The 9,881-nt window shown below is 52.5% G+C and carries 10 protein-coding genes; all 10 read right to left on the reverse strand.

The window, feature by feature from the left end; all coding sequences use genetic code 11:
• Positions 1 to 278: 278 nt before the first annotated feature.
• The 10 genes from OXG87_17800 to OXG87_17845 all read right to left on the reverse strand — a co-directional run bounded on the left by OXG87_17800 (position 279) and on the right by OXG87_17845 (position 9,744).
• On the reverse strand, positions 279 to 1,058 hold the full coding sequence (locus tag OXG87_17800; GenBank protein MCY3871407.1) for a HEPN domain-containing protein: 780 nt from the start codon (positions 1,056 to 1,058) through the stop codon (positions 279 to 281).
• 140 nt (positions 1,059 to 1,198) lie between these two features.
• Positions 1,199 to 2,752, reverse strand: a complete 1,554-nt coding sequence (locus tag OXG87_17805; protein MCY3871408.1) for an ABC transporter substrate-binding protein — start codon at positions 2,750 to 2,752, stop codon at positions 1,199 to 1,201.
• Between the two features lie 94 nt (positions 2,753 to 2,846).
• Entirely contained in the window at positions 2,847 to 3,845 is a 999-nt protein-coding gene (locus OXG87_17810; GenBank protein ID MCY3871409.1) for a sugar phosphate isomerase/epimerase, read from the reverse strand.
• A gap of 19 nt (positions 3,846 to 3,864) precedes the next feature.
• Positions 3,865 to 5,025, reverse strand: a complete 1,161-nt coding sequence (locus tag OXG87_17815; protein ID MCY3871410.1) for a Gfo/Idh/MocA family oxidoreductase — start codon at positions 5,023 to 5,025, stop codon at positions 3,865 to 3,867.
• Between the two features lie 13 nt (positions 5,026 to 5,038).
• Positions 5,039 to 5,365 (reverse strand): toxin-antitoxin system HicB family antitoxin, encoded by a 327-nt coding sequence (locus OXG87_17820; GenBank protein ID MCY3871411.1) that lies wholly within the window; start codon positions 5,363 to 5,365, stop codon positions 5,039 to 5,041.
• Positions 5,362 to 5,610, reverse strand: a complete 249-nt coding sequence (locus OXG87_17825; protein ID MCY3871412.1) for a toxin HicA — start codon at positions 5,608 to 5,610, stop codon at positions 5,362 to 5,364. The genes OXG87_17820 and OXG87_17825 overlap by 4 nt, the downstream gene beginning before the upstream one ends.
• Before the next feature lie 57 nt (positions 5,611 to 5,667).
• Positions 5,668 to 6,810 carry a mandelate racemase/muconate lactonizing enzyme family protein gene (locus OXG87_17830; protein ID MCY3871413.1) on the reverse strand — a complete coding sequence of 381 codons (1,143 nt, stop codon included), beginning with the start codon at positions 6,808 to 6,810 and terminating at the stop codon, positions 5,668 to 5,670.
• Positions 6,811 to 6,900: 90 nt separating this feature from the next.
• Positions 6,901 to 7,662 (reverse strand): phytanoyl-CoA dioxygenase family protein, encoded by a 762-nt coding sequence (locus OXG87_17835; GenBank protein ID MCY3871414.1) that lies wholly within the window; start codon positions 7,660 to 7,662, stop codon positions 6,901 to 6,903.
• Positions 7,663 to 7,676: 14 nt separating this feature from the next.
• Positions 7,677 to 8,933 (reverse strand): Gfo/Idh/MocA family oxidoreductase, encoded by a 1,257-nt coding sequence (locus OXG87_17840; protein MCY3871415.1) that lies wholly within the window; start codon positions 8,931 to 8,933, stop codon positions 7,677 to 7,679.
• A gap of 31 nt (positions 8,934 to 8,964) precedes the next feature.
• On the reverse strand, positions 8,965 to 9,744 hold the full coding sequence (locus OXG87_17845) for a nucleoside-binding protein (protein MCY3871416.1): 780 nt from the start codon (positions 9,742 to 9,744) through the stop codon (positions 8,965 to 8,967).
• Positions 9,745 to 9,881 lie beyond the last annotated feature (137 nt).

Consider the following 9,881-nt stretch of genomic DNA (forward strand, 5'->3'; position numbering starts at 1 on the left):
CCATTTTTTTGATATGTGGTTTTATTTTGACGCTGTACACCTTGCTAAACGTCGATAAAGACGCAAATCCACACTGATAGGCAATGTTTAAAATGAAATCTTTAGACCTGTGTCATTGAGGCTCTAATAGGAAAAGCCCAACGGTTTAGAGGAGGCCGTTGGGCTTTTGTGTGGTTTTCTATTCCCATTATGTTTGGCGAGAAAGCGATACAAGTCCTTAAAATGGGTTAAGCAGCAGGATTGTCTCCAAATGATTCAATCATGAAGAGTTTTTCTTTTTAATCAGTCATTTTGCTTAGTGTCCGAATGCGGGCGATGATGGTCTCTACGGTCTCGGTTACTGCAGCGAGCAACTCGAAGCGGTCTTCCACGCTGACCTCTATGCCGTGATAGCGATATTTTACGGCATAGTCGGTCAGCCAGGTCAGCTTTTCTCCAGCGGGAGTGTCATCCTCTTCGGGATGGTTTCGGATGATGCCCGATAGGTCGGATAGGTCGTGGGTGTTTTTGTAGTCGGTATCGAGTGCTGAGATCCAGCCTTTTAGCGCGTTTTCAAGGGCCTGTTGGGCGTGGAAACCGATGGCCTCCGGTGCCGAATTTGCCCCTACCAGGTCTTCCAGAACGCGGAGTTCCCGTTTGGCATTGATAATTCGCTGTCGTATGTCGGGCCAGTTGGTCGGTTCCGGGTTGTCATAGATTACTTTTGCGCCATATATATCGACGCCATCGCGGACAGCCTGCCCTGCGACATGATTTCGGGCACGGCGGCCGTCGTGAAAAGCGTCCTCGCTCAGGTGGACCAGGTCAACGCCCATAGAGTGGCCATAAACTTCCTGGACTTTGCGGCGAGCCGCCTCACTCGTGCGCATGTATTCCTGCCGGTCTATCTGCTGGGAGTCAGTGATGATGAGCAGGTCGATATCGGAATCGGACGTAAAGTCGCCCCGGGCGCGGGATCCGAACAGGATGACGGTGTTGGGATGGATTACGTCACAGACCGCACGAGCGACAGCGCAGGCTTTGGGATCGGGATGCAAATGTGTTGTCGTATCTGACATGGTGTGAATTCTCTAGATCGGGATAAACCTGTCGGACAGTGTACAAGTTTAACAGGAGTTCAGTTGTACGCTATAGATACAGGATTTTGGAGATCAGAGCAAGAGGCGCTTAGAAAAAAGATGTCCGATACATTGAGCGCTTATTCCTCAACCGTCACATCGTGAAACCATTTGCTTCCCGTCGGATGTAGCTTAAATCCTTTGACGCGGGTGCGGAATGCCGCTGTTTGTGTTGCGTGTACGAGGGGGACCCAGGGTGCGTCGTGAAAAACGATCTCTTGAGCCTGTTGGTACAGGACCGTGCGTTTTGTTTTGTCGGATTCCTTTTGAGCGGCCACCAATACGTCGTGCAAGGGGTCGCTGCGATAAAAGGCAATATTATTGGCTGGCATTTGGGTCGCACTTTTGTCCAGCAGAATATAGAGGAAGTTGTCGGGGTCGCCATTGTCTCCGGTCCAGCCCAGCAATGCCATGTCGTGCTGCCCGCGCTGGACTTTGTCCAGATATGTCCCCCATTCATAAGTGACGATTTCAGCTTCGATGCCAACTGTTTGTAAATCGGCCTGGATTGCCTGGGCGATTTTCTGGGGTTGTGGCATATAGGGACGCGGTACGGGCATGGCCCAGAGGGTGGTTTTGAATCCGTTTGGGAATCCCGCGTCGGATAGGAGTGTTCGGGCTTTTTCAGGATCGTATTCATAGCCGGGTGTTTCTTGCCGATAACTCCAGACTGTCGGCGGAATGGGATTGACCGCTGGAATGGCTAATCCCTGATACAGGTTGTCGATCAGGGCTTGTTTGTTGATTGCGTGGTTTATGGCGCGCCGCACATTGAGGTTCTGGAATGGCTCTTTGTCCATGTTCATCGCCAGATAGCCCACGTTCATCCCCGGCTGGGATAGCAAGGCGAGGTTTTCATCTGATTCAATTGTCGGTAAGAAGTCTGGCACGAGGTTGTCCATGCCGTCGATAGATCCCTGGGTTAGCGCGATTAGTCGGACGGAGTTTTCGGGAATGCTTCTAAAAATCAGGCGATCAATTTTGGGAGCTGGTCCCCAATAATCGGGGTTGCGTTCCAATACCACGCGGTCGTCTTTTATCCATTCGACAAATCGAAACGGCCCCGTGCCTACGGGATGCCTCGCAAAATCAGCTCCCCATTTTTCGACGGCAACAGGGCTGACGATGGCGCAAAAATTCATTGTCAGATTTGCGAGAAAAGGTGCGTTGGGGCGTTTCAGGTCAATGGATACGGTCAGGTCGTCTATTTTGCGGACATCTTTTACGATGTCGCTCATGGACATGCCTGCCCAGTATTGATACGCGCCTTCTACTTTGTTGAATGGGTGATCGGGCTTGAATTGCCGCGCGAGTGAAAAAACCACGGCATCGGCATTAAAGGGCGTACCGTCGTGGAAGACGACGTTTTCGCGCAACTGAAATGTCCAGGTCAAACCATCTTCTGACGCTTGCCATGAAGTCGCTAATCCGGGTGCGAGGTCGGTGCGTTCGGGCACAAATGCGACGAGTGTTTCGTAAATATTATCGCATACTTTAAACGATTCGCCGTCTGTCTCCAGCGCGGGATCCAGTCCGACAGAATCGCCACCGCGCCCAAAGACGACCGTGCGTCCGGTTTGTTGTCCACAAGCGGTTATTATCATCAATATTGCGAGAAATAGATAACGTGCCATTGTGTATTCCCCAAAAAAATGTCAGCCCTCGCTATCCCGCCCTGTTTGGGTGGTGGATGGGAGGGCTGACCGTTTGACTGCTGACTGCTGAAAGCTATTCTTCAAACGCCGCATCAAATGCTACGTCTGAGGGTTCAAAGTCGATCTCGTTGACAAAGGCGCAGGATTCGGTCGCACCGTGTTCGCGGTCCATACCGGAATCTTCCCACTCGACGGAGAGCGGTCCATCGTAGCCAATGTCGTTTAATGCGCGAATAATTTCTTCGAAATCCACGCTGCCGCGACCCACTGAGCGGAAATCCCAACTGCGGTCTGGATCGCCGAAATTTGTATGCCCACCAAATATACCCGCGCGTTTGGGATTGGGCGATAGGTACGAGTCTTTCATGTGGACGTGATAGATTCGGTCACTGAACTCGCGGATAAAGCCGACATAATCCACATTTTGATAGACCAGATGGCTGGGGTCGTAATTGAAGCCAAACTCCGGTCGGTTTTCCAGTGCTTCTAATGCCCGGGCAGATGAAGCTATATCAAATGCGATTTCCGTTGGATGCACTTCGAGTGCGAATCTCACGTCGTTCTTTTGAAAGACATCCAGAATCGGGTTCCAGCGGTCTGCAAAGTCGCTAAATCCCGCGTCAATCTGATCGGGTGACACCGGGGGAAAAGAGTATAACAGATGCCAGATTGAGGATCCGGTAAAGCCATTGACCACGGCCAGGCCCATGGCTTTTGCGGCTTCGGCTGTTGCTATCATTTCTTCGGCGGCGCGTTGTCGCACGCCTTCGGGGTCGCCATCGCCCCATACATGGGGCGGCAAGATTGCCTCGTGCCGTTCGTCGATATTGTCGCATACGGCCTGCCCGGCCAGGTGATTGCTAATGGCAAAGCACTGCATGCTGTATTGTTCGAGCAATTCCTTTTTTTCGCGCACATAGCCGTCGTTCGATGCGGCTTCGCGCACGTCCATGTGGTCGCCCCAACAGGCGAGTTCCACGCCGTCATAGCCAAAGTCTCTGGCTTTTTGCAACATGACTTCCAGTGTCAAGTCCGCCCACTGTCCGGTGAATAATGTAACTGGTCTTGCCATTTTTCTCTCCTGTTTTAACTCAAATTTTTGGCACGTCCTGCCAGGTTTTTGACGCTGCCGAATCGACGACGGCTTCCAAAACAGCCTGTACCTTCGTGCCTTCGGCAAAGTCGGGGGAAAAGGTTCCATCCTGTGCAATTGCTTCAAAGAAATCCCTGAATTCGTGCGTGAATGTGTGTTCCCAGCCAATGATGTGTCCCGGTGGCCACCACGCGCCCATAAAGGGTTGGCTGCCTTCACCTACGATAATTTCTCGGAAGCCCTGGATATGATCTTCGTCGTCGCGCGAATAGAATTGCAATTCGTTCATTTTTTGCAGATTGAATGCGATACTGCCTTTGCTTCCGTTGATTTCAAAATGGTTGTAGTTGCGCCGTCCGGCGGCAAATCGCGTGGCTTCAAATGTGCCGAGCGCGCCGTTTTGGAACCGGGCCAAAAACATGGTGGCATCGTCAACGGTCACCTGTCCCATTTGTTCGCCACCTTGCGCCCCCAGGCCCCCATCAACGGCTTCGAGCAGTGGGCGTTCTTTGATGAAGGTGGTGTCTGCACCTACTACGCTGTCGATGTCGCCTACGAGATGCAGGGCGAGGTCGATGATATGCGCGTTCAGATCGCCGTGCGGCCCCGAACCGGCTTTGTCTTTTTCCAATCGCCAGACGAGTGGGAAGTCGGGGTCGATGATCCAGTCTTGCAAGTACACGGCGCGCCAATGATAAATTTCTCCAATCCGCCCTTCGGCGATCAGTTGCCGCGCCAATGCCACTGCGGGTACGCGGCGGTAGTTGAATGCAACCATGGTTTTTTTGTTCGTGTTTTCAGCTACGGCCAACAATTCTCTGGCTTCTGCGAGGGTGTTTGTGAGGGGTTTTTCACAGATGACGTGTTTGCCGGCTTTCAGTGCGGCCAGTGCCATGGGGAGGTGCTGATCGCCGGGAGTGCAGATGTCTATGACGTCGATATCGTCTCGATCGACGACTTTTTCCCAGTCGGTTTCGTATTCTTCCCACTGGTATGTTTCAGCCGCGTCTTTTACGGCGTCGGGATTGCGTCCACAGATTACTTTTAGTACGGGCGTTACACCGAGTTCGGGAAAGAATGCGGGCAATTGGCGGAATCCATTGCTGTGCGCTTTGCCCATGAATGAATATCCGATCATGCCGATGTTGAGTTCCATAATGCCTCCTTATCAATCAAGTGGTTTTTGCGAGCCGTGCACTTATAAGCCGGTTCAAGCTTACTCCTTGTTCTGCGGCTTGTATGGCGAGTTCACGGTGCGATTCCGGCGGTACGCGCACCATGAACTTCCCGCTGTAGGTGCGATCAGCTATTGGTTGAGGTATTTTTTCTCCGGTTGTGTGCATGTCTGTGAGGCATTCGCGCACAAGTCGCTGAATGCCGTCCAAAGCCTCATCGGGAGTAGGCGCCAGCCAGCTTAGTGATGGGAATTCAGCACATAGCCCCACATGCTCGTTGTCTTCAGAAGACCAGGTGATGCGGTAGGTGTAATGGTCACTCATTGCATGTCCTCCAATTTTTCGATTGCTCTGATGACCTGGCGGACTTGATATGGCTTTGCCATGCCCTTGTTATTTTGAATGTTTACTCGCGGGTCACCTGGCCATGGTGTCCGGTAAATCTGATGGCTGGTGCCCTTCTGGCGTGGCTTTCCGAAATATTCTTCGCATACTTTGACGAGATCCGCGAACCGAACCCCTTTCGGATTATTGCGGAGTGCCTTGAGGATTTCTGCCGTGCTCGCCATGAAAATATGATACTAATAACGATACTATAAAACAAGGAGAAACTATTCCCAAGATATCTAATCAAAAAACTCATATCCTTCTTTTACATTCGCGCGTGCCAAGTCCTCGTTAAATTCGACACCGAGGCCCGGTTTTTCTGGGAGTACAAATTGTCCATCCTGAATCAATGGCTCGTCGCTGATTACGAGGTCCCATCGCCATTCTATCTGGTCTGCGTGATAGGGCAGTTCCAGGGTGTGGAGGTTTCGCACGGCTGCGCCTACATGCGCGGATGCTACCATGCCCAGCGGCGATACGATGTTGTGGAATGCGGCGGGCATATAGTACAGATCTGCCAGGTCGGCGATTTTTTTGCCTTCCAGCATGCCGCCGGTCGCTGAGATATCGATGTGTAGCATGTCGCACGCCTGATTCTCAATTAGCCTGCGAAATCCATCTCTGCGGTGGACCCATTCGCCCGTGCAGATCGGTATGGATGTCGAAGCTGTTACTTTGCCCATGGCGTCGATATTTTCCGGGGGTACGGGGTCTTCGAGGAACATCAGGTTGAATTTTTCCAGGCGCTGGGCGAGTAAGAGTACGTCGCGCACATTGTATTTTCCGTGGCAGTCAATGCACAGGTCAATGTCATATCCGACGGCGTCGCGGACTGCGGATACCATGGCTTCCATTTTGTCCAATTCGGCGAGTGATAAACCGCGATCCACGGGGTCATGCTGCAATTCGTTTGCCGATCCGTCGATGTCGAATTTGATGGATTGAAACCCATCTGCCACGCCCTCTTTGGCGCGCTCGGCCCATGTCTCGGGGGTGTTTGTACGATTTCGTCCCCTGCCCACATCGGCGTACATCCGCAGTCGGTCTCGATATTTTCCGCCGAGTAATTGATAGATGGGCACGCCAATGGCTTTGCCCGCGACATCCCAAAGTGCTGTTTCCACGCCGCCGATTGCGCCGAGGAGTATCCCGGCGGTAGATTGCCCGGTGCTGCGGTCGAGCATTCGGGTGTAGAGTGGCTCGACATTCAGGGGATTTTGCCCGATTAACATGGGGCGCAAGCATTTTGTCACCGCATCGGTTATGCCTTCGCCCGGATGCGCTTCACCTATGCCCGATATGCCAGCATCGGTTTCTACTTTCACGTAGTTCCAATCTTTGTAGCCTTTTAATGTTGTGGCTTTGACGTCGGTAATTTTCATGGCTTGCCTCTTTTGTTGGAGTATCTAAAAATATCCCCGATTAAATAGCGAATCGGGGGCGCGATTGATGCGTAATCCTGTGAGATCAGTTTAATCGCGCACATCCGGCGGCTGGGGTTGAGAATTAAATCCGTAGATGCGCTTCATTTCCGGAGTGGCTCGATCCACCACTTCGGGTTTGAGATAGTGTACAAAATCGAACATGGGCTTTAGAAATGACCGGCAGCAGAAGCAGATCAAGCACACGCGGGCGTCATCTGTGCGGTTGGATCCTGTGGCGTGCCATATTGCGCCGTTGAACAAGAATACCGAGCCTTTTGGGGCTGAGAGCCGCATTTCGTCGGGATGGCAAAGCGCGTGTGGATGGTCTGTTGGCGGGGGCTTTTTTAAGAACTTATGGCTGCCGGGCACAAAGCGCGTGCCCCCATTTTCCGGGGTAAAATCGTTCAGGAGCCACAGGGTGTTGACAAACATGGGGAACGAGGGCAGTGGTTCGGGCATTTTGCCCAGTGCATTATCGACGTGAAACGCGTTGTCTTCGGCACCTGAGTAAATCACGTTTGATGTGAGTGTGCTGAGGGTATAATCTTCGCCGAGCATATATTCAAAATAGGGCACGACTTTGGGATGCGCCACCAGCTTTTCAAATGGTTTGCCCTTGTTCACCAGCCACCGCACATGCTGGCCCCTACCACTGGTATGTACCCGGCCCGAGCCGTCTCCGCGCTCTTGTTCAGCGAGGCGCAACAATAGTGCCCGATAGTGCGTTATCTCGGATTCAGAGAGCACATCGGGGATGATCACATAGCCCTGCTCGTCTAATTGTTGCCGGTGTTCTGGTGAGATTTTCATCGTGTGCTCCAGGATTATAATCCGTAGTAATCGTTAATTTCTTTCTGATACTCATCCACCTCACCTTTTAGCATTTCGTCTAAGGTGACGGCGCGTCCGAGCAATCCCGATTCGAGGATCGCATAGCTCAATGCCAGATCGATAGTGCCTTCTTCGCCGCTCATCTGGACGGGTTTGCCGTTTGCGATGGCTTGCAGCCAGTTCAGGTTTTCAAGCGCAAATGCGTCGGTGATTCCGCGCGGCATGGCTTCGGATATGCGCGATGGATCGGCTTCGCGTTGAAATCGGTCTTCCACATCTTCCGATGTGCCGTCTTCGCCAAATAATTGGCCGTCTGAAATCGCTCCTTTGCTGCCCCAAATATTCGTGCCGCCCGGTACGCCGACCTGTGTTCCCCGCGCGCTTCTCGATACAGCCATGTGCCCGATGCCACCGTTTTCAAATTCAAAGTTGGCAAAAAAAGCATCATCTACTTGATTTTCGATTTGATCGACTACGGCGCGGTCGTCGTCGGACATCAAGACGCGCACCGGTTCGAGCGTGCGCCATAGGGCTTGAATGGATTTTACGGGTCCACAAATTGTGCGGACGCCGTTAAAAAGGTGGACGCCCAGATCGATGGCAACACCCCCGCCCGCGCCCAGTTTGCTCTGACGCCAGGGCGTTCGCGCGGCCACGAGGTCTGGACGCGAATTGCGAAATCCGATGACGCCGCGATAGAGCATTTGTACATCGCCAATCAGGCCCTTTTCTACTGCCCACTGACTGGCGCAGGTAGAGGGATTGAAATTCACATTTTCGTCTATGCTCAAAATTTGTCCGGTTTCGTCGGCGACTTCGCACATTCGCTGGGCTGCTTTGACCGAGATTGCCATTGGTTTTTCGACCGAGACGTGTTTGCCTGCTCTCAGGGCGTCGATGGCGATGCTGTGGTGGTTGTCGTGTCCGGTCAAGATGATCACTGCGTCGATTTTGCCCTTTTCCAACATTTCGTTGTAGTTGGTGTACACTTCTGCATCGCTATCGGGATGCAGGTCACTGATAAATGAATGCGGTGCATTGAGCGGATCTCCAGGGGCATCTACAGGTGCGGGACGAGGACCGGGCCCCTCGCCTCGCTTTCGGAAGCGGTGGGCGTCTTCTTCTTTGCGTGCGCACAAAGCTGTGATCTGAAAGAGATCGCCAAAACCGTTTTCCTGCAGGATTTTATAGCCACGCAAATGGGCGTTTAGTATTCGCGCACAACCGATGATGCCGATTCGCACTTTCATGGTGAAATTCCTTTTTGTTTTTTCAAAGAAATCAGAGTTGCCACACGATCAGTAATTGCACGACATTTTCGGTAGTGGTGGTGCCGAGTTTGTTCCACCAGTACTGGTATTCGATGCCGACGAAGAGCGTGTTGCCCTCGCCGTTTATTGCCTTGCTCAAGTCCCATGTGAGTTGTGGCTGCACGAGGAGCCAGCTTTTGACTTCGCTACCAAATTCGTTGGTCTGAGAACCGATGTATTCTGCATGACCGAAGAAACCGAAGGACTGACCGCCGGCTCCAAAGGCAGCCCCCCAATTGATGTCGAATACAAAGCTGTTGCTCGTTGTGGGCGCGCCGCCGTGCGCTGTGCCGCTGCTGGCGTCGATCAGGGCGGTCAGGTCGGTGTTGACAAAGAAGAAGCCAGGCACGTTCCACGAAGCCCGGACGCCGGGCAGGTATTTGAGGACATTGGCATCGGAATCGGCATTGAATCCAGCGATTATAGAAATATCTCTGATGGGACCGATGCTGATCTCTGTGTTCGTCAGTTTGCCAATGCTGAGGGTCGGATACCATTCGCCGTAGATACTTTTGTCGTTGAAGCCATCCGGAACGCCATCTTCCAGAAAGTCGATGAAAAAGAAACTGTCGCCATATTGCCACTGCGCTGCCTGTTGCAGGGTGAGGATAGAGGTGTATTCCGCGGCTCCGGAAAACGGGTTTGTGAGTTTGCCGTATTGAAATTGGAATGAGGTTTGGGCGATTACCGCGGCCGGCTGCAGGAGAATGCAAGCGATTAGTGCGAATAAGCCGGGGTGTTGTTTCCGCATCTTTTATGCTCCTTTTACCAATTTGTGTACGATCCGTCCGCGCGGCGGAATCCCGATCCTGTAGAGGGTTCGGGAGGGGATACGTCTGCAAGCGCTTCTTCGTTAAATTCAATGCCCAATCCCGGTCCCTCGGGGAC

The organism is Gemmatimonadota bacterium, assembly GCA_026706845.1.
Lineage (GTDB): Bacteria > Latescibacterota > UBA2968 > UBA2968 > UBA2968 > VXRD01.

What these genes read in the sequence shown, in the direction of transcription:
- OXG87_17800 (MCY3871407.1), bottom strand. Translation starts at nt 1,058, where the DNA reads ATGTCAGATACGACAACACATTTGCATCCCGATCCCAAAGCCTGCGCT.
- OXG87_17805 (MCY3871408.1), bottom strand. Translation starts at nt 2,752, where the DNA reads ATGGCACGTTATCTATTTCTCGCAATATTGATGATAATAACCGCTTGT.
- OXG87_17810 (MCY3871409.1), bottom strand. Translation starts at nt 3,845, where the DNA reads ATGGCAAGACCAGTTACATTATTCACCGGACAGTGGGCGGACTTGACA.
- OXG87_17820 (MCY3871411.1), bottom strand. Translation starts at nt 5,365, where the DNA reads ATGAGTGACCATTACACCTACCGCATCACCTGGTCTTCTGAAGACAAC.
- OXG87_17825 (MCY3871412.1), bottom strand. Translation starts at nt 5,610, where the DNA reads ATGGCGAGCACGGCAGAAATCCTCAAGGCACTCCGCAATAATCCGAAA.
- OXG87_17830 (MCY3871413.1), bottom strand. Translation starts at nt 6,810, where the DNA reads ATGAAAATTACCGACGTCAAAGCCACAACATTAAAAGGCTACAAAGAT.
- OXG87_17835 (MCY3871414.1), bottom strand. Translation starts at nt 7,662, where the DNA reads ATGAAAATCTCACCAGAACACCGGCAACAATTAGACGAGCAGGGCTAT.
- OXG87_17840 (MCY3871415.1), bottom strand. Translation starts at nt 8,933, where the DNA reads ATGAAAGTGCGAATCGGCATCATCGGTTGTGCGCGAATACTAAACGCC.
- OXG87_17845 (MCY3871416.1), bottom strand. Translation starts at nt 9,744, where the DNA reads ATGCGGAAACAACACCCCGGCTTATTCGCACTAATCGCTTGCATTCTC.